This window comes from Pseudomonas sp. KBN12P06040, assembly GCF_037574965.1.
GTDB classification, from domain to species: Bacteria; Pseudomonadota; Gammaproteobacteria; order Pseudomonadales; family Pseudomonadaceae; genus Pseudomonas; species Pseudomonas aeruginosa.
Genome location: NZ_JBBELS010000001.1, coordinates 3269565 through 3295786 on the forward strand (window position 1 = coordinate 3269565; position 26222 = coordinate 3295786).

General features: G+C 68.0%; 16 protein-coding genes and 1 pseudogene. 13 read left to right on the forward strand and 4 right to left on the reverse strand.

Annotation, left to right across the window (positions count from 1 at the left end):
- Positions 1-3: 3 nt before the first annotated feature.
- The 4 genes from kynU (at position 4) to VQ067_RS15460 (ending at position 6920) form a co-directional block, all read left to right on the forward strand.
- Positions 4-1254: a kynureninase gene (kynU, locus tag VQ067_RS15445; RefSeq protein ID WP_003128656.1), complete on the forward strand. Its 1251-nt coding sequence runs from the start codon at positions 4-6 to the stop codon at positions 1252-1254.
- A gap of 155 nt (positions 1255-1409) precedes the next feature.
- Positions 1410-2816, forward strand: coding sequence for an amino acid permease (locus VQ067_RS15450; protein ID WP_033989892.1), 1407 nt, complete (start codon positions 1410-1412; stop codon positions 2814-2816).
- A gap of 285 nt (positions 2817-3101) precedes the next feature.
- A complete protein-coding gene (locus VQ067_RS15455; RefSeq protein ID WP_003128659.1) occupies positions 3102-4976 on the forward strand; it encodes a (7S,10S)-hydroperoxide diol synthase in 1875 nt (624 codons plus the stop codon).
- Between the two features lie 39 nt (positions 4977-5015).
- The gene (locus VQ067_RS15460; protein ID WP_003128661.1) at positions 5016-6920 is read left to right on the forward strand and encodes a 10S-dioxygenase; all 1905 of its coding nucleotides are present in this window, start codon (positions 5016-5018) and stop codon (positions 6918-6920) included.
- A gap of 40 nt (positions 6921-6960) precedes the next feature.
- Here the strand turns inward: VQ067_RS15460 and VQ067_RS15465 are convergent, their stop codons facing one another.
- Complete coding sequence (locus tag VQ067_RS15465; RefSeq protein WP_003128663.1) at positions 6961-7863, reverse strand: LysR family transcriptional regulator; 903 nt, start codon at positions 7861-7863, stop codon at positions 6961-6963.
- A 513-nt stretch (positions 7864-8376) separates the two neighbouring features.
- Here VQ067_RS15465 and VQ067_RS15470 point away from each other — a divergent pair.
- Positions 8377-8586, forward strand: a complete 210-nt coding sequence (locus tag VQ067_RS15470; protein WP_003088759.1) for a hypothetical protein — start codon at positions 8377-8379, stop codon at positions 8584-8586.
- A 176-nt stretch (positions 8587-8762) separates the two neighbouring features.
- The gene (locus VQ067_RS15475) at positions 8763-10430 is read left to right on the forward strand and encodes a hypothetical protein (RefSeq protein ID WP_034064926.1); all 1668 of its coding nucleotides are present in this window, start codon (positions 8763-8765) and stop codon (positions 10428-10430) included.
- Positions 10431-10458: 28 nt separating this feature from the next.
- Here VQ067_RS15475 and VQ067_RS15480 read toward each other — a convergent pair.
- The 3 genes and pseudogenes from VQ067_RS15480 to fusA all read right to left on the reverse strand — a co-directional run.
- A pseudogene (locus tag VQ067_RS15480) lies at positions 10459-10662 on the reverse strand (nitrilase-related carbon-nitrogen hydrolase); the annotation flags it as partial.
- Between the two features lie 159 nt (positions 10663-10821).
- Positions 10822-13416 carry a bifunctional diguanylate cyclase/phosphodiesterase gene (locus VQ067_RS15485; protein WP_023875379.1) on the reverse strand — a complete coding sequence of 865 codons (2595 nt, stop codon included), beginning with the start codon at positions 13414-13416 and terminating at the stop codon, positions 10822-10824.
- Between the two features lie 171 nt (positions 13417-13587).
- Positions 13588-15696: an elongation factor G gene (fusA, locus tag VQ067_RS15490; protein WP_003139642.1), complete on the reverse strand. Its 2109-nt coding sequence runs from the start codon at positions 15694-15696 to the stop codon at positions 13588-13590.
- 275 nt (positions 15697-15971) lie between these two features.
- On the opposite strand from fusA, the gene VQ067_RS15495 reads away from it, so the two are divergent.
- From VQ067_RS15495 to VQ067_RS15525, 7 genes are all read left to right on the forward strand, one after another.
- Entirely contained in the window at positions 15972-18614 is a 2643-nt protein-coding gene (locus tag VQ067_RS15495; protein ID WP_003139644.1) for a TonB-dependent receptor, read from the forward strand.
- Positions 18615-18793: 179 nt separating this feature from the next.
- Complete coding sequence (locus tag VQ067_RS15500; RefSeq protein ID WP_023095724.1) at positions 18794-20518, forward strand: carbamoyltransferase family protein; 1725 nt, start codon at positions 18794-18796, stop codon at positions 20516-20518.
- Positions 20519-20561: 43 nt separating this feature from the next.
- The gene (locus tag VQ067_RS15505) at positions 20562-21725 is read left to right on the forward strand and encodes an MFS transporter (RefSeq protein WP_003109654.1); all 1164 of its coding nucleotides are present in this window, start codon (positions 20562-20564) and stop codon (positions 21723-21725) included.
- A gap of 1 nt (position 21726) precedes the next feature.
- Complete coding sequence (locus tag VQ067_RS15510) at positions 21727-22395, forward strand: HAD family hydrolase (protein WP_003103648.1); 669 nt, start codon at positions 21727-21729, stop codon at positions 22393-22395.
- Positions 22392-23030, forward strand: a complete 639-nt coding sequence (locus tag VQ067_RS15515) for a YdcF family protein (protein ID WP_003088740.1) — start codon at positions 22392-22394, stop codon at positions 23028-23030. The genes VQ067_RS15510 and VQ067_RS15515 overlap by 4 nt, the downstream gene beginning before the upstream one ends.
- A 148-nt stretch (positions 23031-23178) precedes the next feature.
- Complete coding sequence (locus tag VQ067_RS15520; protein ID WP_058147214.1) at positions 23179-25155, forward strand: copper resistance system multicopper oxidase; 1977 nt, start codon at positions 23179-23181, stop codon at positions 25153-25155.
- Complete coding sequence (locus VQ067_RS15525) at positions 25152-26207, forward strand: copper resistance protein B (RefSeq protein WP_033990781.1); 1056 nt, start codon at positions 25152-25154, stop codon at positions 26205-26207. Before VQ067_RS15520 ends, VQ067_RS15525 begins: the two co-directional genes overlap by 4 nt.
- Positions 26208-26222: the final 15 nt, after the last annotated feature.

Here is a 26222-nt window from a genome sequence, read left to right on the forward strand (position 1 = left end):
CCGATGACCACTCGTGACGACTGCCTGGCGCTCGACGCCGGCGATCCCCTGGCCGACCTGCGCCAACTGTTCGCCCTGCCCGACGGCGTGATCTACCTCGACGGCAACTCCCTCGGCGCCCGCCCCCGGGCCGCCGTGGAGCGCGCCGCCGAAGTGGTCGCCGCGGAATGGGGCGAGGGCCTCATCCGCAGCTGGAACAGCGCCGACTGGCGCGGCCTGCCGGAGCGCCTCGGCGACAAGCTGGCGCCCCTGATCGGCGCGCGCGCTGGCGAAGTGGTGATCACCGACACCACCTCGATCAACCTGTTCAAGGTGCTCAGCGCCGCCCTGCGGATCCAGGAGGAAGAAGCGCCAGGGCGCAAGGTGATCGTTTCCGAATCGAGCAACTTCCCCACTGATCTGTACATCGCCGAGGGCCTTACCGACATGCTCCAGCGCGGCTACCGGCTGCGCCTGGTGGATGACCCGGAGCAATTGCCGGCGGCGATCGACGCGGATACCGCGGTGGTGATGCTCAGCCATGTCAACTACAAGACCGGCTACCTGCACGACATGCGCGAGGTCACCCGCCTGGTCCACGAAAACGGCGCCCTGGCGATCTGGGACCTGGCCCACTCGGCCGGCGCGCTGCCGCTGGACCTGCACGCGGCCGAGGCCGACTACGCCATCGGCTGCACCTACAAGTACCTCAACGGCGGCCCCGGCTCGCCGGCCTACGTGTGGGTCGCGCCGCGCCTGCGCGAGCGTGTCTGGCAACCGCTGTCCGGCTGGTTCGGTCATTCTCGCCAGTTCGCCATGGAGCCGCGCTACCAGCCCGGCGAAGGCATCACCCGGTTCCTCTGCGGCACCCAGCCGATCACCTCGCTGGCCCTGGTCGAATGCGGCCTGGATATCTTCGCCCGGACCGACATGCAGCGCCTGCGCGACAAGTCGCTGGCCCTCGCCGATCTGTTCATCGAATTGGTGGAAAGCCGTTGCGAACGCTTCGGCCTGACCCTGGTGACCCCGCGCGAGCATGCCCGGCGCGGCAGCCATGTCAGCTTCGAGCATGCCCAGGGCTACGCCATCGTCCAGGCCCTGATCGACCGCGGGGTAATCGGCGACTACCGCGAGCCGGGCATCCTGCGCTTCGGCTTCACCCCGCTGTACACCCGCTTCGTCGAGGTCTGGGATGCGGTGCAGGCGTTGCTGGAAATCCTCCAGAGCGAAGCCTGGAAAGAGCCGCGCTACCAGGTCCGGCACAAGGTGACCTGAGCCCCGCTCGCGCGGGCCGCGCCGGTATTCCCGGGGCGGCCCACGAACACCCACCGCTCTCGCGCACAGGAGCCCGCGACCGGCACCCGCACATCGCCACCGACGTTCCCTCGGCAATTCATAAGAACCCCAATAAGATTCCAGAGGACATCCAGATGAACGACCCCCAGGGCTTCGAGGCCATCTCGCGCCGCGAACAGGGCCTGCAACGGCGGCTCTCGGCCGCGCAGATGAGCATGATCGCCATCGGCGGCGCCATCGGCACCGGCCTGTTCATGGGCAGCGCCTTCGCCATCGGTTTCGCCGGCCCCAGCGTCCTGCGCAGCTATGCCATCGGCGCGCTGATCACCCTGCTGCTGATGGGCTGCCTGGCGGAAATGACCGTGGCCCATGCCACCCCCGGCTCGTTCGGCGCCTTCGCCGAGCACTACGTCGGCCCGCTGGCCGGGTTCCTGGTGCGCTACGCCTATTGGGCGGCCATCGTCCTGGCGGTGGGCACCGAGGTCACGGCGGTGGCCATGTACATGAAGTACTGGTTCGCCGGTATCCCGGAATGGGTCTGGATCATCTCCTTCTCGACCCTGCTGATCGGCCTGAACGCCAGCAGCGTGAAAGCCTTCGGCAACTTCGAATACTGCTTCTCGACACTGAAGATCGCCGCCATCGTCGCCTTCATCCTGCTCGGCGCCTACCTGGTGTTCGGCTCCGCCAACCCGGCCTACGGCGTGCACAACTACAGCGCCCACGGCGGCTTCTTCCCGCACGGCCTGAAAGGCATGTGGATCGCCGTGGTGGTGTCGATCTTCAGCTATCTCAGCGTGGAGATGATCGCGGTCGCCGCCGCCGAGGCCGAGCATCCGGAACAGGCGGTGAAGTCGGCGTTCCGCTCGACCATCGTGCGCCTGGTGGTGTTCTACCTGCTGACCCTGGCGCTGATGCTCGCCATCGTCCCCTGGGACCAGGCCGGGCAGAGCCAGAGCCCGTTCGTCACGGTGATGCAGGCGATCGGCCTGCCCGGCGCGACCGGCGTGATGAACTTCGTGGTGCTGGTGGCCGCGTTGTCGGCGATGAACAGCCAGCTCTACATCACCACCCGGATGATGTTCAGCCTGTCGCGCGCGGGGCACGCGCCGAAGGGCCTCGGCGAACTGAGCCGCCAGGGCGTGCCGCTGAACGCGCTGCTGCTGTCGAGCGTCGGTATCGCCCTGGCGACCCTGCTCAACCTGGTCTACCCCGAGCAGTCCTTCACCCTGATGATGGCGGTGTCGATGTTCGGCGCCCTCTTCACCTGGCTGATGATCTTCTTCACCCACCTCTGCTTCCGTCGCCACCGCGCCCGCCACGGCGGCGCGCCGCTGGCCTTCCGCATGCGCCTGGCGCCCTGGTCGACATTGCTCGGCCTGGCGCTGATGGCGGCGATCCTGGTCACCACCTTCTTCACCGAGGCGTTCCGCATGACCCTGGTCTTCGGCGTACCGTTCCTCGCGCTGCTCAGCGCACTCTACCTGGTCTTCGTCCGCAAGCCCGGCAGGGATTGTCCGATAGAGCGGGCAACGCCCTAGGCGCTCTCCGCCCTGCGAACCTGGCGCGCAGGGCGAAGCCCGACCGGCGCGCCCTTTCCGGACCGGACGGTTCCGTTCCCCATACCTTTTCCGTCGCACAAAAAGCATTACCCGCCGGCCGCCGCGACTCCGTAGCGTAGTGCTCAACCGGACGTTCCGGCCCGCGGCGCGCCGCGGCCGGCGCGCTCCCGTCAGGGACGAAGTGGCGGCACGCCCAGCCATCGAGCGCACTGCATCGCTCTGCCCTGTGGGGACGCAGACGTCGTCAGCCATGAGGGGAACACGATGCATCCGACCTTTTCGCGGGTCCTGCTGGCCGCCGCGCTGGCCAGCGCCGGCAGCCCTGCCGTCGCCACCGAAATCCAGCTCGAGCAAGGCTGGAACGCCGAGCAACGCGCCTCCTGGTACGACGCCTCGCTCGGTTCGCGGCTGCTGCCGCTGGCCTGGGCCCAGGCGCTGGAGCGTCCGGACAGCGAGGAGCGCCTGTTCTCCGAAGACAACGCCCGGCGCCTCGGCTTTCCCCTGCGCAACTGGCAAGGCGGCGAACTGCGCCTGCCGCGCGGCTTCGCCCTCGACCAGCAGGACGACAGCCAGTTCTCCGACACCCGCCTGCGCTGGAAAGCCCGCCAGTCGTCCAGCGAACCCTGGGTCGGGCTGAATTGCGCCGGCTGCCACTCCACCGACATCAGTTACCGCGGCAGCGAACTGACCGTCGACGCCGGCGCCACCCTGGCCAACGTCCAGGCGATCTTCGACGAAGTGCTCGCCGCGCTGCGCCGCACCAGCGACGACGGCGACAAGTTCGCGCGCTTCGCCGGCAACGTCCTCGGCAGCGAGGACAGCCCGGCCAACCGCGACCTGCTGAAGGCCGCCCTGGCCAAGCGCGCGGCGCTGATCGACACCCTGCTGAGCATGTCCGCCACCGACCTGCAACCCGGCCCGGGGCGCCTCGACGCCACCGGCCAGTCACTCAACCGCGCGGCGATCAACTCTGGCGCCCGTCACCTGCAAGCGAACCCGACCGACGCGCCGACCAGCTTCCCGGCACTGTGGCACACGTTGCAGATGGACAAGCTGCAATCCAGCGGATTCGTGCCCAACGTCAAGGTCCTCGACCTCAACGGCCAGGTCTTCGACCTCGGCTACCTGGCCGGCGACATCGGCGTGGTCCAGGGCGACTACGGCGACGTGGTCAGCCATCCGCTGTCCGGCCTGGAGGGCTACATCTCGAGCATCCGCGTGGACAACCTGACCCGTGTCGAGGGCCTGATCCACAAGCTCAAGGCGCCGGCCTGGCCGAGCCAGCTGTTCGGCGCCCCGGACAGCGCCAGGCTGGCCCAGGGCAAGCGCCTCTACGAGGAGAACTGCGCGGCCTGCCATGCGAGCATCGGCCGCGACGACCTGCAAACCCCGATCAAGGTCCGCCAGGTGCGCCTGAAGGCCCATGGCGACGACGCGCCGATCGGCACCGACCCGTGGATGGCCTGCAACACCTTCACCTTCAGCAGCCCCAGCGGCAACTACTTCGGCCTGTTCCGACCGTCCCTCGGCACCCCCAGCGGCGTCGGCATCGTCGGGCGGACTTCGAAGATCGCCGACATGCAGGTCCCCGAGGTGTTCCAGATCATGCTCGGCAAGAAAGGCCAGCTGGCCGACGGCATCGCCGAGATCATCCACGCCATCGTCACCGGGCAGCAGACCCTGCCCGGCTCCGACAGCCTGCAAGCGCTTCCCACCGGGCAACTGCTGCTGGCCGGCGGCGACCCGGCCGGCAGCCAGGCGCAGAGCCTCGCCGCCGGCGAAGTCCCCGCCGACAAGAGTGCGCGCAAGGACTACTGCCTGAACACCGAGCATCCGTTCCTCGGCTACATCGCTCGCCCGCTGAACGGCATCTGGGCCACCGCGCCCTACCTGCACAACGGTTCGGTGCCGTCGCTGTACGACCTGCTGCTGCCCCAGGAGCAACGGCCGACCACCTTCTACACCGGCAGCCACGAGTTCGATCCGAGCCGGGTCGGCTACCTCACCGGGCCCGGCCCGGACAACGCCTTCCTCTTCGACACCCACCTGGAAGGCAACTCCAACGCCGGCCACGACTTCGCCCGCGAGTACGACGAAAGCCAGCGCCTGGCGCTGCTCGAATACCTAAAGACCCTGTGAGCCGGCCCCGCCCACATGCCCAATAGAGAGAACCGCCCGATGACCCTATCGCGACTCAGCCTTGCCATCCTTTCCGTCCTCGCCGGTGCCCCGGCATTCGCCGACGACAGCGGCGTCGACCTCGACCAGGGCTGGAACCAGACCCAGAAGACCGCCTGGCTGGAAGCCGGCCAGGGCTCGCGGATGCTGCCGCTGGCCTGGCTGGTGGCGCTGGAGCAGCGCGCCAGCGAAGAACCGCTGATGTCCGACGCGCTGATCCGCCAGTACGGCTATGTCCCGCACACCCTCGGCGGTTCCAGCGTGAAGGTGGTGCAGGGCTACGCGGTCGACCGCAGCGACGACAGCGACCTGACCTTCACCAAGCTGCGCTGGAAAGCCCTGCAGGGCTCCAGGGAACCCTGGGTCGGACCGACCTGCAGCATGTGCCACACCTCGCACATCAGCTATCAGGGCACCCAGTTGACCGTCTACGGCGGGCAGACCATGGGCGACCTCGCCGGCTTCCAGCTGGAGATCCTCGGCGCCCTGCAGAGCACCCGCGCCGACACCGCCAAGTTCGAGCGCTTCGCCCGCAAGGTGCTCGGCGCCGACGGCCTGGTCAGCGGCTACAACGACGCCAACAAGGCGCGCCTGCAAGCAGCCCTGGACGCCACCATCGTGCGCCTGCGCGACGGCTCGCACTTCAACCTGCCGCACGATCCCGAGTTCGGCCCGGGCCGCCTGGACGCCATCGGTTCGATCTTCAACTCGGTGGGCTACGAACTGCACGCCGACGAGCAGATCTACGGCGCCGAGGACGCCCCCGTGAGCTATCCGTTCCTGTGGAACGTACCGCAGCTGGACCGCGTGCAGTGGACCGGCTTCAACCCGAACCACATCAACGTGGTCGACATCGACAACCGCAAGTTCGACGTCGGCGCCCTGGCGCGCAACGCCGGCGAGGCGGTCGGGGTATTCGCCGACGTCAAGGTGCTCAGCCCGATCCAGTCGGCGCTGCACATCGGCTACCCGTCGAGCATCAACGTCGACAACCTGATCCGCATCGAAGACCAGCTCGGCCAACTGAAGCCGCCGGCCTGGCCGAACCAGCTGTTCGGCGCCCCGGAGCCGACCAGGGTCGCCGAGGGCCGCGAGCTGTACCGGCAACATTGCTCCAGTTGCCACACGCCGCTGGACCGCAACGACCTGCGGACCCCGGTGAAGACCGTGCTCACCCACCTGCAGGCGCGCGGCGAGGTCGCGCCGATCGGTACCGACCCGTGGACCGCCTGCAACAGCATCGCCCAGCTGAAGACCGGCTACGTGCGCGGCAAGCCCTACCTGTCCTTCGTCGGCACCGGCCAGCGCGGTTTCTACGGCAAGCAGGCCTATGCGGTGGACGTGCTCCAGGAAGTGGTGGTCCAGGCCCTGGCCGCGCGCGGCCTGAGCGTCGCCCTGGGTGCCTTCCAGACCGCCGCCCTGGGCATCTTCGACGGGCAGTTGCCGCCGCTGATCAGTCCGGTGCCGGACAGCCCCGACGCCGACAGCGCCGAAGCGACCGCCGCGGACGCGCCAGGCGCCCTGCTCCTGGCCGAAAACGTCGCGGCCGGCAGCGACAAGGCCCAGCGCCTGGAGCAGTGCCTGGCGATGACCAGCGACCTGATGGCCTACAAGGCGCGCCCGCTGAACGGTATCTGGGCCAGCCCGCCCTACCTGCACAACGGCTCGGTGGCGACCCTCTACGATCTGCTGCTGCCGCCGGACCTGCGGCCGCGGACCTTCTATACCGGCAGCGTCGAGTTCGACCCGGTCAACGTCGGCTACATCACCGATGCCGGCGGCGCCAACCGCTTCCTCTTCGACAGCGGCAAGCCGGGCAACGCCAATGGCGGCCACGACTACGGCAACGCGCAGTTCAACGAGCAGCAGCGCCGCGCCCTGGTCGAGTACATGAAGACCCTCTGAAGCCCCTTGCGCGGCCGGCGCTCCCGGCCGCCTCCCTCCCTCAACCGGCGGCGACCCGCCGCGCGGTCTCGACGAAGCATTCGAACTGGGCGTCGCTGGCGCGAAGCCGCGAAGTCGGCGACACCGCCAGCCCCACCGGCAGGCGGAAACCTTCGTTGACCGCCGCCGGCAAGGCGGTGAAGGCCACCCCCGGATAGGCGAACTTGGTCAGCGACAACGGCAGGAAGGCGAAGCCGTCGCCGCTGGCGACCTGGGCCAGGAGAATGCTCAGGTCGTTCGGCCGCACGCTGCGCCGGGGCGCGAAGGCGGCGGCATCCATCGCATCGTTCATGAACTGGCTGTAGGCGGGAAACAGCGAGTCCTTCGGTACCAGCAGCGGCTCGCCGATCAGGTCGTTCAGCGACCAGTCGGGCGCCAGTCGCCGGTGCAGGGTTTCCGACAGGGCGATGACGTGCTCGTAGCTGCCGATCTCCATCAGCTCGTATTCGCGCACCACCTTCGGCGGCGCGCCGATGATCGCCGCGTCCAGGGACGACTCGCGGACCAGGCTGAGCAGGTCCAGCGATGGCGCCCAGGATGGCGAAACGGCGCTGCACACCCGCGCTTCCTTCAGTTGCCGAGCCAGCTCGCCGGACCAGCCGGGATCGAGGTAGCGGCTGAAACCGATGTGCAACTGGCGGTCGTCGCCGTCGCCGATGTCGCGGGTCAGCGCCTTGGCCTCGGCGATGATCTTCACCGCGCGGCAATGCACCACCCTGCCCACCTCGGTCAGGCTCACCCCGGCCGGACCGCGGACGAACAGCGCCTCGCCGATGTGCACTTCGAGCGCCTGGATCTGCCGCGACAGCGACGGCTGCGAAACGTGCAGCACCTCGGCGGCCTGGCCGATGCTGCCGTACTCGGCGACACAGGCGAAATACATCAGCTGGCGCAGCGAAGGCATCGCCTTCGACCAGTTGATGATCGGGAAACTGGCATCGGTCACGGACATTGCGTACATACCCCTCGCTGGCAACACGGGTCGGATCGGCACGGGCAGGGAAACCCCGGGACGGCGCGACGAACGACCGCCGGCAGCCTGCTTCCGAAAGCCGTTTCGCGGCAGAAGAACGAAAGATAGGTAGCGGAGATGACAGGAAGCGCGACGTTCGGGTCCGGGACGCTCTTCATGGACGGCGTCTTGTTCCCGCGCCGCCAGTATAGCCAGGCGGCATGGGGAACTGGCCATGCGGCGCGCCACCACCGCGGGCCACCCTCGCCGTTCGGATAGGTCCCCTTGCCAGGTCGGTCCGAAGCTGCCAGGGACCGTCGCAAGCGCCGCGCCGTGGGCACCGGCCACGAACGCAGGCCACCTCGTCGGCAGCGGCTGAACCGCTTCGTCTTTTCGTGAACCGCTTCCGTGTCGGCGGAGCGCCAGGGGGTCTACGCTGAGTTTTTCAGGATCAGGAGTACCGCCATGCTGGATCACGACCTGACTGTCGCCCTGCTCTGCCGTCTCAACCAGAACCAGAGTGCCCTCGGCATGGCCCTGGAGGAGCTGGCGATCTGGGCGAAGCGCCATGAAGGCGGCGAAACCTACGATGTCGTCATGAACCACCTGCAGACCCTGGAGCGCAATGCCGACTTCGTCGCCGAGGCCATCGTCGTCCTGATGGCGGATCGCTGAAGCGCGCCGCCCCCGTACGAGCGGACGAGCCTGCGCGGTGCCCTGGGAACGGCGCGCAGTAAAATCTTCAAGATTTTTCTTACAAGGCAATAGGACTCGTCCAAGTTACCTCGCCCATAGCTCCCGGTACCCTCGCCCGTTACACCTTTCAAGCACCAACGGGATCTCCAGGGCTTATGCTTCTTCGAACCATCAGTGTGGAAACTGCCGAGCAGACGGAACTGAATGCGGCCTTGTTGTGTGGTTTCGCCATTCCCGCCAGCGACCGCAACTTCATCGCCTACAGCCTCAACGAACAGGTCGACGAAAACGACTCACGCGTCTACATCGCCTGCCTGTTCAAGACCGACGACGGCTTCCGCCTGGGCCGCCTCGACACCGACGAGGCCTGCGAGGCGGCCATCCAGGTGTTCCGCCAACTGGTCCGCGAAGCCACCACCGGCAACCGCCGGACCAGCGACCTGGCCTACCACCTCATCGACCTGCAGGACGCGGCCATCGCCCCCTCGCGGCGGGAAGAACACCGCTCCCTGGTGCTCGAGCGCGAGTGGGTGATGAAGCTCGTCACCTTCGAGTCCCCCCATGGCTACGGCCCCGCCCTGGATGGCGAGGAACCCTGCGCGGACGTCCCGCCGCTCGTCCATGAGGCCCTTTTCGAAGACGCCGCTCCCGATGTCTTCGCCGCGGACGATGCGGACGAGGCCACGGACGGGCCGGCGGAGCCCATCGACGAGCCCGAGGCGGCGGAAGACGAAACCGTCACCGAGGCCGGATGCGTCGAGCCCGAGCTGCGGCCGGAGGCGGAAACGGCAGCGCCCGAGGGTCGGGCGCCAGCCGAGTTCCCGGCGAATGCGGAGCAGTCCGCCAAGGTAGCGGATGCCGAGGCCATTGGTGCCTTCGTCGACAACGCCAGTCATCTTCGCGAGGAGCTTGCCGACCTGGCGCAGATGCTCCACCCCGCGCTGCACGCCGCCGATGCCACGGGCAGCGCCAACCTTCCGTCTCCAGACGCCGCCGAGGAATCCTCCATGCCCCCGAGCCCCTCCCCCCTCGCCGCTTCCGCACCCGCGCCTGAACCGGTATCGGCCAGGGTCCCCAGCCTGTCGCTGCGCCTCCGGGTGCCGCCCGCACGCCTGGCCGGCGCCGAGGGCGAGGCCGACGCCAGAGAGGCGCCCACCCAGGCCGCCGCCGTCATTCGCCAACCCGAGGATGAAGCCCACGTGGATACGGATACCGCGCTCGATATCGGCAACGATACCGAGCATCTGCTACAGGACGTGCAGGGCACCCTGGCCGACCTCGCCGGCATGGCCCAGCAACTGAGCCAGCAGAAGCAGGAAGCGCTCAAGCAGCAGGAGTCGCTGGAGTCGCTCCAGACGCAATTGCACGAGAAGGAGCGGCAATTGCAGGAAAAGGAAAAGCAGCTCCGCCAGTGGCACAAGCGCCTGCAGGACGACCGCCAGGCGCTGGAGCGGGAAACCGAGCAAAGCAACCGTCTCCTGGCCGAGCGCAGCGCGGCCCTGCAACAACTCGCGGAAAGCGTCGAAGCCCGCGAGCGCAGCAGCGCGCGGCGAGCCGAGGTACTGCAGATCGAGCAGGAACGCCTCGAAGAGTTGCGCAGCCAGCAGAACCTGCGCCAGGCCGAACTGGAAAAGCGCGAAGCCAGCGTCCAGCAGCGCAGCCTGGAACTCGGCGAGCGCTTCAAGAAGCTGGAAAGCGCCCGCGAGAAGCTGGCGCAGATCGTCAAGGGTTTCAACGAGACCGTACAGTTCAATACCGCTCTGCACGCCATCAGTCATACCGGGTTGAAACGCCAGGAAGAGAGCGCAGCCGAACTGGAATAAGGTTCTCCTCCGGCAAAAGGGCGCGGCGCCGATACTGGCCCGCGCCCTTTTTCATTCGCCCAGCCGCGCCCGGCCGCTCGCCCTCGGGACGCGGTGCCGCCGGCCAGTTCACCGGTGCGCAGAGCAGTTGTGCGCCGGACAGCGCCGGCAGGCGCACCCATTCGGGAAACTCCAGGTCGTAGCAGACCATCACCGCGATTCGCCCGAAGCGGGTGGCGACCACCGGCGCTGGCCCTGGCACAAGGCCATGGGAAGGACGGAGTGTCGGCAAGCGAAGACGGGAAGGGAATCAGTCAGGTCAAATAATCAGTTGAGCATTCTCTGAACCATACGCAGGGCGTTCGCTGAACCGAGGGCCGCTGAGGCTCCGCGTGGTCTCTTCTGCCCCCGCTCAAGGGCGGCGCGCAGCATGGCCCTCGGCGGAAACCTGTGGCGCCTGGGTCTGCCCCGCCTCGCGCGCCAGCAGGTCGCGCAGGCCCTGCGCATCCAGCGGCCGGCTGAGCAGGAATCCTTGCAGTTCGTGGCATTGCTCGTCGCGCAGGATATGCATCTGCCCTTCGGTCTCCACCCCCTCGGCGGTGACCCGCAGGTTCAGGGCGTTGCCGAGATTGATGATGGCCTGCACGATCGAACGGTCGCGCCCGGTCTTCTCCATGCTGGCGACGAAGCGCTTGTCGATCTTGATGCTGTCGAAGGGATAGGTGCGCAGGTAGCCGAGCGAGGAATAGCCGGTACCGAAGTCGTCCATGTTGAGGCGGACGCCCAGTTCCTTGAGGGCCGTCATGGTCCGCAGCGCGCCGTCGACATCGTTGAGCATGACGTTCTCGGTCACCTCCAGCTCTAGCCGGCGGGCATCCAGGTGGGCCAGGCGCAGCGCCTCGCGCACCTGCCAGACGATATCGCCGGTCATGAACTGCGCCGGCGACACGTTCACCGAGACCATCACCTCGCCCGGCCAGGAGGCGGCGGTGGCGCAGGCCTCGCGCAGCACCCAGTTGCCGATCTGCACGATCAGGTCGCTTTCTTCCGCCAGGCCGATGAACTCGTCCGGGCCGATCAGCCCGCGGTGCGGATGGTTCCAGCGGATCAACGCCTCCGCCGAGGCGATCGTCTGTTCCTGCGCCAGGAAGCGCGGCTGGTAGTACAACTCGAACTCGCCGTTCTGCAAGGCGGCGCGCAACTCGGTCTCGCGCAGCTTCTTCTCGGCGAGATGGGAGTCCATCGCTTCCAAGTAGAAACGCCAGGTATTGCGCCCCGCGGCCTTGGCCTCGTACATCGCCACGTCGGCGCAACGCAGCAGGCCGCGCGGATCGCCGCCGTGCTCCGGCGCCAGGGCCACGCCGATGCTGGCGCCGACATGGAAGCTGTGCCCTTCGTAGGCGATCTCGCGGTTGATCACGTCGATCAGCCGGCTACAGAACTTCTCGGTTTCCAGCTTCGACGACACGTGGGTACTGACCACCACGAACTCGTCGCCGCCGAGCCGGGCAACCATGTCCTGGTCGCGGGTCGAGGCGCGCAGCCGTTCGGCGATGGCGTAGAGCACCGCATCGCCGGCGGGATGGCCATGCTGGTCGTTGATCGGCTTGAAGCGGTCGAGGTCGAGCATCAGTACCGCTACCGGCGACTTGCCAGCCTTTTCCGCCAGCAGGCGTTCGAGGAACTGGAACAGCTTGTTGCGGTTCGGCAGGCCGGTCAGGGCATCGTGCAGGGACAGATGCTGGATCTTCGCATGGGCTTCGACCTCGTCGGTGATGTCGGCCGCCGTGCCGCGATAGCCGCTGGCGACGCCGTTGCGGATCGCGCTGGCGCTCAGCTTGCCAACCCGCGCCTGGCCCTGGCTGTCGCGGAAAGCGCAGACCAGGCTGGACGGCGCACCGGCATCGGGCAGCCCTTCCAGCCACTTGACGATGTTCACCGTATCGCTATCCAGCAACTCGTCCAGCCGCCGCCCGATCCAGGCCTCCGGCTGGTAGCCGGTGACGTCGCGGAAGCGCACGGAGAGATAGGTGAAGACGAAATGCCCGTCGACTTCCCAGATCCAGTCCGAGGCCGCCTCGGCTATCGACTTGAAACGTTCCTCGCTGGCCAGCAGGGCCTGGTTGCTGCGTTTCAGGACCTTCTGCTGGCGATCCACCGCGCGAGCGTTGAGCACGGCGCTGCGGCTCAGCCAGAACAGCAGCCCGGCGGCGAGCACGAAGATTCCCAGCAGCGGCAACGCGGTCTCCCGCAGCATGGCGCTACCCGGACGCGACGACACCCAGGCCAGGCGATGGGGAGTGCCCTCCAGGGCAAGGCTTTCCTTGTCGCCCGCCGCGCCGCCGGCCAGCAGGTGCAGGTTGGCGATGCCGTAGTCGCCGCCGAGCTTGGCCAGCTTCGCCGGGGTCAGCCGGTCGACGAAGACCATCACCGAGGCCTTGTCCAGGTCGATGGGCGCATGATCGCTGGTGGGCTTGATCGCCGAGGCGACCAGGATCGCCGGTGCGCCGTCGAAGTCGACGTAGCGGCTGATCGCCGCCTCGTCCACCGCGGCGCGGCGGGCGGCGCTGAGGATGTCTCCGGCATCGGCGCCCAGCGAGTCGGCCAGCGAGCGCTCGGACAGCTCGCCCTCGAGCATGGCGTAGCGAGTGCCACGGTCGTCGATGACGAAGACGCCGTCGTAGCCGTTGGTGGTGTAGAGCACCGAGCCGAGGTTGTTCTTGGTAAAGGCCCAGTCCACGTCGACCCGGTTTCCCAGATAGACGTAGGCGTCGGTCCAGAACGAATAGGTGGTGGAGAACTGCTCGGAATTTTCCCGGCGATTCTGCAGCGCCTTTTCCACGTAGAAATGGCTCTGCTCGATGGCGATGTCGTCCTGCTGCCTGGCGATGTGCAGGATCGCCCAGCCGCATGCACCGAGGGCGAGGAAAAGGGCGGCCAGGAACATTAGGAGATGCTTGGAGACCTGGGAGACTGCGGTACCGCTGGCAATCGCTGAAGCAAGCATCGATTCGCCATCCTTGTGACCGTATAGGTGCGGGCCTTGGTCACTGTCTTATAGTTAAGCATCCAGGGGGCGTCAAAAAACCCGCTTGGCAAGCGCATCGGCGCCGGAGATGCGGCTGCCTCTCCCGGAAAGACGCGCGCCGCCGCTGGCCTCGGCGGCGCGCGGCGGCTCTCAGCGGCCCTGCCTGGCGACGATCGCCTCGGCCACGCTGGCCGGTACCTCGGCATAGCGGACGAACTCCATCGAGTAGCTCGCGCGCCCCTGGGACATCGAGCGCACGTCGGTGGCATAGCCGAACATTTCGCCCAGCGGGACCTCGGCACGGATCACCTTGCCCGCCGGGGTATCCTCCATGCCCTGGATCAGGCCACGCCGGCGGTTGAGGTCGCCCATCACGTCGCCCATGTAGTCCTCCGGGGTCACCACCTCGACCTTCATCACCGGCTCCAGGAGCACCGCTCCGCCCTTCTGCGAGAGTTGCTTGGTGGCCATCGAGGCGGCGATCTTGAAGGCCATCTCGCTGGAGTCGACATCATGGTAGGAGCCGTCGTACACCGTCGCCTTCAGGCCGATCAGCGGGTAGCCGGCGAGCACACCGTTCTGCATCTGGTCCTCGATGCCCTTCTGGATCGCCGGGATGAACTCGCGGGGAATCACCCCGCCGACCACCTCGTTGTGGAACTCCAAGCCTTCCTGCCCCTCGTCGGCCGGAGCGAAGCGGATCCAGCAATGGCCGAACTGGCCGCGGCCGCCGGACTGGCGGACGAACTTGCCCTCGATCTCGCAGGTGTTGCGGATGGTCTCGCGATAGGCCACCTGCGGCTTGCCGATATTGGCTTCGACGCCGAACTCGCGGCGCATGCGGTCGACGATGATGTCCAGGTGCAACTCGCCCATCCCGGAAATGATGGTTTGCGCGGTCTCCTCGTCGGTCTTCACGCGGAACGACGGGTCTTCCTGGGCCAGCTTGCTCAGGGCGATGCCCATCTTCTCCTGGTCGGCCTTGGTCTTCGGTTCCACCGCCACCGAGATCACCGGATCGGGGAAGTCCATGCGTTCGAGGATGATCGGCTTGTCGATGGCGCACAGGGTGTCGCCGGTGGTCACGTCCTTCATGCCGATCAGCGCGGCGATGTCGCCGGCGCGCACTTCCTTGATCTCGTCGCGCTGGTTGGCGTGCATCTGCACCATCCGCCCGACCCGCTCCTTCTTGCCTTTCACCGAGTTGAGCACCGCATCGCCGGAAGTCAGCACCCCGGAATACACACGGGCGAAGGTCAGGGTGCCGACGAAGGGGTCGGTGGCGATCTTGAACGCCAGCGCCGAGAACGGCTCGTCGTCGTCCGCATGGCGCTCGTCGTGCTTCTCTTCGTCGTCCGGGTCGGTGCCCCTGATCGCCGGGATTTCCGACGGAGCCGGGAGATAGTCGATCACCGCGTCGAGCACCAGAGGCACGCCCTTGTTCTTGAACGAGGAGCCGAGCACCGCCGGTACGATCTGGTTGGCCAGGGTCCGCTGGCGCAGCCCGGCCTTGATCTCCTCGATGCTCAGTTCCTCGCCTTCCAGATACTTGTTCATCAGTTCGTCGTTGGCCTCGGCGGCGGCCTCGACCATGTGCGCCCGCCACTCCTCGGCCAGCGCCCGCAACTCCGCCGGGATCTCCTCCTCGCGGTAGCTGGTGCCCTGGTCGTCATCGTTCCAGTAGATGGCCTTCATCTTCACCAGGTCGATCTGCCCGCTGAAGTTTTCCTCCGCGCCGATCGCCAGCTGGATCGGCACCGGGACATGGCCCAGGCGTAGCTTGATCTGCGCGACCACGCGGAGGAAATCGGCGCCCTGGCGGTCCATCTTGTTCACGTAGGCCAGGCGCGGCACATGGTACTTGTTGGCCTGGCGCCAGACCGTCTCGGACTGCGGCTCGACCCCGTCGGCGCCGCTGAACACCACCACCGCGCCATCGAGCACGCGCAGCGAGCGCTCCACCTCGATGGTGAAGTCGACGTGGCCGGGGGTGTCGATGATGTTGAAGCGATAGCGGTGCGGGAACTGCTTGGTCGAGCCCTGCCAGAAGGCCGTGGTCGCCGCCGAGGTGATGGTGATGCCGCGCTCCTGCTCCTGGACCATCCAGTCCATGGTCGCCGCGCCGTCATGGACCTCGCCCATCTTGTGGTTGACGCCGGTGTAGAAGAGGATCCGCTCGGTCGTCGTGGTCTTGCCGGCGTCGACGTGGGCGACGATGCCGATGTTGCGATAAAGCTCGATGGGAGTGGTGCGAGCCATGATCTGCCCCTTGGGTGCTGCCCTGGATGATGGGAACGACTGCTGAAAGAAAAATGTAGCTGAAGAAAGGACGCCACAGCACCGCCGCGACGCCTGCTTTTCGACCTCGGCAGAGGGGACTGGTTCTGCCGCTCCGGCCCGCCGATGAAAGGCGCAACGGCAGGGCTTGTTCCCAGCGGACATAAACTCATGGCGCAAAGGTCTAAGCCGTCCCTGGAAAATCCCCCGGCTCGACGGACATCCCTGGACACACCGGAACAAGGGATGCCCCGACCATGCACCGATCGCTCCACACCGACCCGCCGCTGGGCGCCGCCCTGCTGCTGGCCCTGCAGCTCGCTCCCAGCAGCGCCGCCGCGGCGGAGGGACAGGCGCCTGTCGACCCGCCCACGGTCCAGTTGCAACGAATCGAGGTGACCGGTAGCGCGATCCGCCGGGTCGATGCGGAAACCGCGGTGCCGATCAGCGTCCTGCGCGCCGAGGAGCTGCGCCAACAGGGCGTGACCAGCACCGAGGAACTGATCGGCCGGCTTTCCGGCAACCAGGGCGTATACAACTCCAGTCGCTCGGTCGGCAGCGCCACCGGCGGCGCCTCGTTCGCCGACCTGCGCGGGATCGGCGCGAACAAGACCCTGGTGCTGCTCAACGGCCGGCGTCTGGCGAACAATGCCATCGACGGCTCCGCCGTGGATCTCAACACCATTCCCTTCGCCGCCATCGACCGGGTCGAGGTGCTGCGCGACGGCGCCTCCGCACTGTACGGCACCGATGCCATCGGCGGGGTGATCAACTTCATCACCCGCAAGAGCCTGAACGAAGGCCGCGTCGACAGCGGCTACGCCTCCCCCACCCAGGACGGCGGCGGCAACCAGCGCAACGTCAGCGCTAGCTGGGGCTTCGGCGAGCTGGAGGAGGATCGCTTCAATGTCTTCGCGGTGGCCAACTACGACAAGCAGGAACGCCTCGGCGCCAAGGACCGCGGCTACACCTACAACTACCAGCCGGGACGCGGCCTCGACTACAGCTCCGGCACCGCCTTCCCCGGCAACTGGAGCCAGGGCGCCAACGCCAGCAATCCGCTGGCCGCCGGCGGTTGCAAGGGCGCCGACCTGATCCCGCGCAACGGCATCTGCCGGCAGAGCCTGTGGCGCTACCTCGACCTGGTGCCGGAAACCGAGAAGACCTCGGTGTTCAGCCGCGCCACCGGCAAGCTGGCCGACGAGCACAACGTCAGCCTGGAGTACTTCTGGTCGCGCAACGACAACGCTACCCAGGTCGGCCCAGGGACCCTCACCGGCCTGCAGATCGATCCCGGCACCGCCTTCTATCCCGGCAACGGCATCACTCCCGGTCCCGGCGGCTTCGTCCTCGACCCGAGCCGGCCGGTGGAGGTCAACTGGCGGCAGAGCGTGCTCGGGCCACGCCTGCAATCCTCGCAGAACACCGGCCAGCGCCTGCTGCTCGGCTTCGACGGCCAGTTCGCCGGCTGGGACTACGATATCGGCGCCTCGTACAACCAGAACAAGGTGGTCGACCATATCCACAGCGGCTACGTCGACGATCGCGCCGCCGCCCTCGGCATCGCCAACGGGACGCTGAACCCGTTCGGGCCGCAGACCGACGCCGGCCTCGCCTACCTCGGCAGCCATGCCCTGAGCGGCGACTTTCGTACCTCGGTCGGCCGCGTCAAGGGCCTGGACGCCCGCGCCAGCCGGGAGATCGGCGACTGGTTCGGCGCCGGGCCGGCGGCCCTGGCGCTGGGCGGCGAATTCCGCAAGGAAGCGTTCCACCAGGACATCCAGGACTTCGCCGGCAACGTGCAGAGCCTCGGCGTCGATCCCGCCGCCACGGTCAGCGGCGAGCGCAACCTGAAGGCGCAGTACGCCGAACTCAACGTGCCGGTGCTGGACAGCCTGGAACTCAGCGCGGCGATCCGCCACGACAAGTACAGCGACTTCGGCAGCACTACCAACCCGAAATATTCGTTCCGCTTCCAGCCGTTCCGCCAGTTGGTCCTGCGCGGCGCCTACAGCGAAGGTTTCCGCGCGCCGTCGCTGTACGAACTGTACAACCCGACCTTCACCACCTATACCAGCGCCAACTACGACGACCCACGCCTGTGCGCCGGCGGCCAGCCGAGCCAGGGCGGCATCGCCAACCGCGACTGCGCCCAGCAGTTCTACAACGCCACCGGCGGCAACACCGACCTGCGACCGGAAACTGCGCGCAACGTTACCCTGGGCCTGGTCTACCAGCCGCTGCGCGACCTTTCCGTCGGCCTGGACTTCTGGTGGATCAGGATCGCCAACCAGATCGCCGAGTTTCCCGAAGCGGCGATCTTCGCCGACCCGCAGGCCTACGCCGGACGCATCGTGCGCAAGGCCGACGGCTCGATCGATCACGTCGTCACCGGACTGGCCAACCTCGGCAAAGTGAAGACCAGCGGCGTCGACCTGAGCCTCGATTATCGTTTCCCGGCCAGCCGCTACGGGCAGTTCGGGCTCGACCTGCAAGGCACCTACGTGTCCCGCTACGACTTCCAGCAGCAGATCGGCGGCCAGTACCTGGACAACGTCGGCGACTTCCAGGGCGTCGGCGTGATCGCCCGCTGGAAGCACGTCGCCAACGCCACCTGGAGCCGCGACGCCTGGCAGGCCACCCTGAGCAACCGCTACACCAGCGGCTACAACGACTACGATCGCGCCAGCCACGGCAGGGTCGGCTCGTGGAACCTCTGGGACCTGGCCGGCAGCTACCGCCTCAGCCATGCGCTGGGGCTGACCCTCGGGGTGAAGAACCTGTTCGACCGCGAACCGCCGTTCAGCAACCAGACCTACACCTTCCAGAGCGGCTACGACCCGCGCTACACCGATCCCTACGGGCGCATCCTGTTCGGCCGCCTCAGCTACAGCTTCTGATGCCGGCGCGGGCGCCCGGCCGGTATGGCCGGCAAGCCCGTCGACGGCTGTCCAGCTACCAGATCCGGTAGCCCTGCCAGATTTCGCAGGCGACCAGATCTGGCAGGTTGTTGGGCTCCCGGTGCCATGCAACCTATTACGCCTCTCGCCCCCCACCCGTTCGCGCAAGAGGACACCGCATGATCATTCTCGGGATCACCAACAACGACCTGGCCGGCGCCTGCCTGGTGCGCGACGGCGGGATCGTCGCCGCCGCCAGCGAGGAGCGCTTCACCCGCCAGAAGGACCACAAGGCCTGGCCGAGCCGCTCCATCGACTATGTGCTCGGCGAGGCCGGCATCGACCTGGCCGACATCGACCGCATCGCCTACGGCTGGAACGCCGGGTTCGACGCCGGGCGGCACCTCGACCTCTACCTGGACCGGGTCCTCGAGGAAGCCCGCGAGCGTCCCGAAGGCCTGCCGCACCTGCGCAAGCGGATCGCCGACGAGATGGCCAACGACAAGGCCAAGCGCGGCGAATTCGATGCCTTCGTCCGCGCCAACGGCCTGCGCGGCAAGGTCGAGTACATCGACCATCACGAATGCCACGCCCTCGGCGCATTCGTCTGCTCGCCGTTCGACGAGGCGCTGACCCTCACCTGCGACGGCCGCGGCGACTTCCAGTCGCTCACCGTCACCCACTACCGCGCCGACGGCGGCGAGACGGTCCTGCAACGCGAGACCAGCGTCGACAGCCTGGGCTACTTCTACGGGCGCATCACCCGCCTGCTCGGCTTCAAGCCGAACCGCCACGAAGGCAAGATCACCGGCCTGGCGGCGTTCGGCGACGCGGAAAAGCTGCTGCCGCTGATGAACGACATGATCCGCCTGGAGAACGGCCGCCTGCGCGCCCGCTGCGGCGAACTGTACCTGCCCTCCTACGACGGCTACAGCGATCCGCTGCTGCAACGCTGCGCGGCGGAACGCCCGGCGGATGTCGCCGCCGCCGCGCAACGGCACTCCGAAGACCTGCTGGTGGCCATCGCCCGGGAGCACGTGGCGCGCACCGGTTGTGCCAACCTGTGCCTGGCCGGCGGGGTGTTCGGCAACGTCAAGCTGAACCAGCGCCTGCGCGAGATCCCCGGGGTCCGCGATGTCTACGTGCTGCCCTGCATGGGCGACGGCGGCCTGGCCCTGGCCGCGGCGGTGGCGGTGGCCTATCGCGAGAACGGTACGCGCTTCCCGGCGCCGAGCATGGCCCTCGGGCCGGACGCGCGCAGCGCCGCGCAGAATGCCGAGCTGATCGCCAGCCAGTACCCGCAGCTGGCCTACAGCCGGCCAGCCAACCTGATCGAGACGCTGGTCGAAGCGCTGCGGGAAAACCAGGTGCTGGGCATGTTCAAGGGCCGCATGGAGTTCGGTCCGCGCGCCTTGTGCAACCGCAGCATCGTCTACCATCCCGGCGATGCCAGCGCCAACGACTGGCTCAATCAGCGCATGGAACGCACCGAGTTCATGCCATTCGCCCCGGTCACCGCGGTCGAGCACGCCGAGGGCTGCTACATCGGCTGGCGCGAAGACCAGGTGGCGGCCGACTACATGACCATGACCTACGACTGCCATGCGGATTTCCGCGAGCGCTGCCCGGCGGTGGTGCATGTCGACGGCACCGCCCGGCCGCAGATCATCCGGCCGCAGGCCGATCCGTTCATGCACGCCCTGCTGCATGCCTGGCATGCCCGCAGCGGCCAGCCGGCGCTGATCAACACCTCCTTCAACCGCCACGAGGAACCGATCGTCTGCGCCCCGCAGGACGCCCTCGGCGCGCTGGAGGACGGCATGGTCGACCTGGTGGTGCTGGGCGAGTCCCTGCTGGTCTGGCGCAAGGGCGAGAACGCCTTCGCCAGGGCGCGCTTCGAGTGAGGCGCAAACCGCAGCGAACCGGCACGGCGACGCGGGAACCGGCATGTACCTGATCTTTTCCGGCTACTTCGCCGCCGAGGGGCTGATCTATCCCTTCTGGCCGACCTGGCTGGCCAGCCTGGGCTTCGGCGCCAGCCAGATCGGCCTGTTGATCGCCGCGGCCTACTGGCCGCAGGTGATCGCCGGGGTGGCGCTGACCTACGTGGCCGACTGGCGCATCGACCAGTTGCGCCTGGCGACCCTGCTGGCGGCCCTGGCCGGCGCCTGCGCCCTGCTGTTCCAGCTGGCCGAGGGCCTGCCGCTGTTCATCGCCCTGAGCGTGCTCTACGGCGCGTTCTGGACCAGCGTGCTGCCGCTCACCGAGTCCTACCTGCTCAAGCGCGACAAGGCCGCCCTGCAGAACTACGGGCGGGTACGCGCGGTCGGTTCGCTGGCCTTCATCCTCACCGCGACCCTGGGCGGCCTGCTGCTCGGTCGGTTCGGCCAGCAACTGGTGCCCGCCCTGGTCGGCCTGACGATGCTGCTCACCGCGCTGGCCTGCCTGTTCCTCCGTCGCCGCAGCCTGCGCCGTCCGGACTCGCCGCTGCCGGGCGCCAGGCGCCGTCCCGACCTGCGCGGGATCCTCCGGCAACGCCCCCTGCTGCTGGCCATCGCCGCGGCGGGAATGATCCAGCTGAGCCACTCGCTGTACTTCACCACCGCCTCGCTGGGCTGGCAGGCGCTGGGCTACTCGTCGTTCTCGGTCGGCGCCTTCTGGGGCCTGGCGGTGATCGCCGAGATCAGCTTCTTCGCCGTCTCCAACCGCATCCTGGACCGCCACCCGGCGCTCCAGGTGATGCTCTTCTCCAGCCTTTGCGCGGCGCTGCGCTGGGGCCTGCTGGCCGGCAGCGAACATCTCGCCGCGATCCTCCTCGGCCAGTGCCTACACGCCCTCAGCTTCGCCGCCTACCACGCCGCGGTGATGCGCTACATCCGCGACCACGCGCCGGAAAGCGCGCGGGTACTGACCCAGGGAATCTACTACTCTCTGGCGGTAGCGCTGCCCATGGGCCTCGCCAGTCCGGCCGCCGGCTGGCTGTACGAAGGCCTGCCGCAGTGGTCCTATCTGATCATGGCGCTGTTCGCCCTCGGCGGCGCGGTCCTGGTCTGGCTTGCCCTACAGAGTGCCCGAGATGCATCGACTAGCGTTTTCAGCCGTTCTGTTTGACATGGACGGCGTCCTGATCAGCTCCCGCGAAGCCATCGCCGCGGCCTGGAGCCGGGTTGCCGGCGAACAGGGCGTGGCGCTCGGCCCGGACTGCCTGCGCGACCACGTGCACGGTCGCCCGGGCGGCTACACCCTGGACTATCTGTTCGGCCACCTGCCGATGGAGCGCCGGCGGATCCTCAAGCAACGGGTCGATGCGCTGGAGGAAGGCGCCGACTGTCCCCTGCTGCCCGGCGTCGCCGCGGTGATCCGCCAGTTGCGTTGGCTGGACGTGCCCTTGGCGCTGGTCACCAGCAGTTGGCCGGCACGCATCGACCACGTGCTGCGCCAGCACGACCTGCAGGCGGCGTTCCGCACCCTGGTCAGCCGCGACGACGTGGTCCACGGCAAGCCGGCTCCGGATGGCTATCGCCTGGCCGCGGCCAGGCTCGGCGTGGCACCGTCGCGCTGCCTGGTGTTCGAAGACTCCCTCAGCGGCGTGCAGGCAGCCTGTGCCGCCGGCGCGACCTGCGTGGCGATCGGCGAGGAGAGCGGCCTGCTCGCCGCCGGCGCGCGCTGGTCGGTCCGGGATTTCCGCGAGCTGCGGATCGTCCGCGAAGACGACCGGCTGTACTGCCAGCATCGGCACCCCGCCACGACCGGCAGCGAGAGGAGCGTTGGCGTCCCATGAGCCCGACCCTGCAAGATGCCCGGCTGCTCTGGGACTTCCTCGGCCAGGGCCGCTGCCATGTGCCCTGCGAACTGCTGGTGGTATGCGGCTCCTACGACCTGCGGGTCTGCGACCACGCCTGCGAACTGCTCGAACGCGGCCTCGCCGAACGCCTGCTGTTCACCGGCAACACCGGGCACTGGACGCGCCATCTCTGGGTCGAGCCGGAAGCCGAGCTGTTCGCCCGCCACGCCAGGGCACGCGGGGTAAGCGACAGCCTCATCGTGATCGAGCCGCGGGCGACCAACTTCGCCGAGAACATCGCCTTCGCCCGCGAGCTGTTCCCCGACCTGCGCCGCGCGACCTTCGTCACCAAGCCCAACTCGATCCGCCGCGTGGCGCTGACCCTGCCGGTCCGCTGGCCGGGGTTGGAGGGACACGTGGATGCGCCCGACTACGCATTTCCCGACGGCATCTCGAACCTGGTCGGCGTACTCGGGGTGATCGACGAGATGGTTGGCGACCTCGACCGCATCATGCGTTACCCGGCGCTGGGCTTCCAGGTCGCCTGCCCGATCCCGGCGCAGGTCATGGACGCCTGGGAACGCCTGGTGGCGCGGGGTTTCGACCGCCACCTGGTGAACCCGCCGCGCTGAGCTGACAGCTCTGTAATCTTCCCCACAGCTTGCCGACAGGCGCGCGCCGCTAGGGTGTCCGCATCGCCGCACCGCCCTGGCGGGGCCGCGACCTCCCGGCTGCGCAGGCTCGCGCAGTCCGTCCTGCCACCTGCGTGGAAACCAGCGGATGCACAGAACTTCGCGACGCACCTTCGTCAAAGGCCTCGCCGCCACCGGTCTGCTCGGCGGACTGGGTCTCTGGCGCGCCCCGGCCTGGGCCCTGGCCGGGCCGGGCCAGCAGAACCTGCTCGCCGGCGACAGTTTCGACCTGTTCATCGGCGAGACCCCGGTGAACCTCAGCGGCTCGCCGGCCACCGCCATGACCATCAACGGTTCGCTGCCCGGCCCGACCCTGCGCTGGCGCGAAGGCGACAACGTGACCCTGCGGGTGCGCAACCGCCTCGCCGAGGACACCTCGATCCACTGGCACGGCATCATCCTGCCGGCCAACATGGATGGCGTGCCGGGCCTCAGCTTCGAGGGCATCGCTCCCGGCGGTCTCTACGAATACCGCTTCAAGGTCCGGCAGAACGGCACCTACTGGTACCACAGCCACTCGGGGCTACAGGAGCAGGCCGGGGTCTACGGCGCCCTGGTGATCGACGCCCGCGAGCCGGAACCGTTCAGCTACGACCGCGACTACGTGGTGCTGCTCAGCGACTGGTCGGACGAGAAGCCGCAGCGCATCCTCGCCAAGCTGAAGAAGCAGTCCGACTACTACAACTTCCACAAGCGCACCGTCGGCGACTTCATCGACGACGTCAGCGCCAACGGCTGGGCCGCGACCTTGGCCGACCGCAAGATGTGGGCCGAGATGAAGATGAGTCCCACCGATCTCGCCGACGTCAGCGGCTACACCTATACCTACCTGCTCAACGGACAGCCGCCGGACGGCAACTGGACCGGCCTGTTCCGCCCCGGCGAAAAGCTCCGCCTGCGCTTCGTCAACGCCTCGGCGATGAGCTATTTCGACGTCCGCATTCCCGGCCTGAAGATGACCGTGGTGGCCGCCGACGGACAGCACGTCGAGCCGGTCAGCGTCGACGAGTTGCGCATCGCCGTGGCCGAGACCTACGACGTGATCGTCGAACCGGGCGGCGAGCGCGCCTATACCCTCTTCGCCCAGTCCATGGACCGCAGCGGCTACGCCCGCGGCACCCTGGCGCTGGCCGAAGGGCTTAGCGCGCCGGTGCCGACGCCCGATCCGCGCCCGCTGATCGGCATGGACGACATGGGCATGGGCGGCATGGACCACGGCGCCATGGGGCATGGCGCGGCGACGAGGCCCGCCAGCGAGATGGACCATTCGAAGATGTCGGGCATGGACATGAACGGCATGGACCACTCGAAGATGGCCGGCATGGACATGAGCGGCATGGACCACTCCAAGATGGCCGGCATGGACATGAACGGCATGGACCACTCCAAGATGGCCGGCATGGACATGAACGGCATGGACCACTCCAAGATGGCCGGCATGGACATGAACGGCATGGACCACTCCAAGATGGCCGGCATGGACATGAACGGCATGGACCATTCCAGGATGGGCATGGGCGCCATGCCGATGCAGTCCCATCCGGCTTCGGAGGACGGCAACCCGCTGGTCGACATGCAGACCATGACCCCGACACCGAAGCTCGCCGACCCCGGCCTCGGCCTGCGCGACAACGGGCGGCGGGTGCTGACCTACGCCGACCTGCGCAGCCGCTTCGCCGACCCGGACGGCCGCGAACCGGGGCGCACCATCGAGCTGCACCTGACCGGGCACATGGAGAAGTTCGCCTGGTCCTTCGACGGCATCAAGTTCTCCGACGCCGAGCCGCTACGCCTGACCTACGGCGAGCGCCTGCGGATCGTCCTGGTCAACGACACCATGATGACCCACCCGATCCACCTGCACGGCATGTGGAGCGACCTGGAGGACGAGCAAGGCAACTTCCTGGTGCGCAAGCACACCATCGACATGCCGCCGGGCACCCGCCGCAGCTACCGGGTCACCGCCGACGCCCTGGGGCGCTGGGCCTACCACTGCCACCTGCTGTTCCACATGGAGATGGGCATGTTCCGCGAAGTGCGGGTAGACGAAGGAGACAACGCATGAGCCGCCAGCCGAAACCCGCCCGCCTGGCCGGCGGTGCCCTCGCCCTGGGTCTGCTGCTGGGCCTGCCGAATCCCGTCGAGGCCGCGCAGGACAATGGCATGGAGCACTCGGCCATGGACCACGGCGCGATGCCTGGCATGGACCACGGCCAGAGGACCTCCGCCCCGGCGAAACCCATGGACCACCAGGGGATGGGGCATGGCCGGATGCCGGGGATGGACCACGGCGCCGCATCGCCCGCCCCGGCACAGCCCATGGAGCACCAGGGAATGGACCATGGCCGGATGCCGGGGATGAGCCACGCTGCGCGGCAACCTCCGGGGCAGGCCGCGCCCAGCCAGAGCCGTACGCCGATCCCGGTGCCGACCGAGGCCGACCGCCGTGCCGCCTTTCCGCCGCTGGAGGGGCACAAAGTGCACGACAGCGCGCTGAACAGCTTCTTCCTGCTCGACCAGTTGGAATACCAGGACGCCGACGACGGCAGCGCGCTGGCCTGGGACGCCAGCGGCTGGATCGGCGGCGACATCAACCGCCTGTGGCTGCGCAGCGAAGGCGAACGGCTCGACGGCAAGACCGAGGACGCCGAGGTCCAGGCGCTGTTCGGGCACGCCATCGGTCCCTGGTGGGACCTGGTCGCCGGCGTGCGCCAGGATTTCAAGCCCGGCTCGCCGCAGACCTGGGCGGCTTTCGGCGTGCAGGGCCTGGCGCTCTACGACTTCGAGGCGGAAGTCACCGCCTTCCTCGGCGAGAACGGCCAGAGCGCGCTGCGCCTGGAGGGCGAGTACGACATCCTGTTGACCAACCGGCTGATCCTCCAGCCCAGCGCCGAGGTCAACCTGTACGGCAGGAACGATCCCGCCCGCGGCATCGGTTCGGGCCTTGCCGATAGCGAGCTGGGCCTGCGCCTGCGCTATGAGTTCCGTCGCGAGTTCGCGCCCTACATCGGGGTGACCTGGAACCGCTCCTACGGCAACAGCGCCGACCTGGCCCGCGCCGAGGGCGAGGACGACGACGAGGCGCGCTTCGTCGCCGGTATCCGCATGTGGTTCTGAACGCGATCGCGGCCA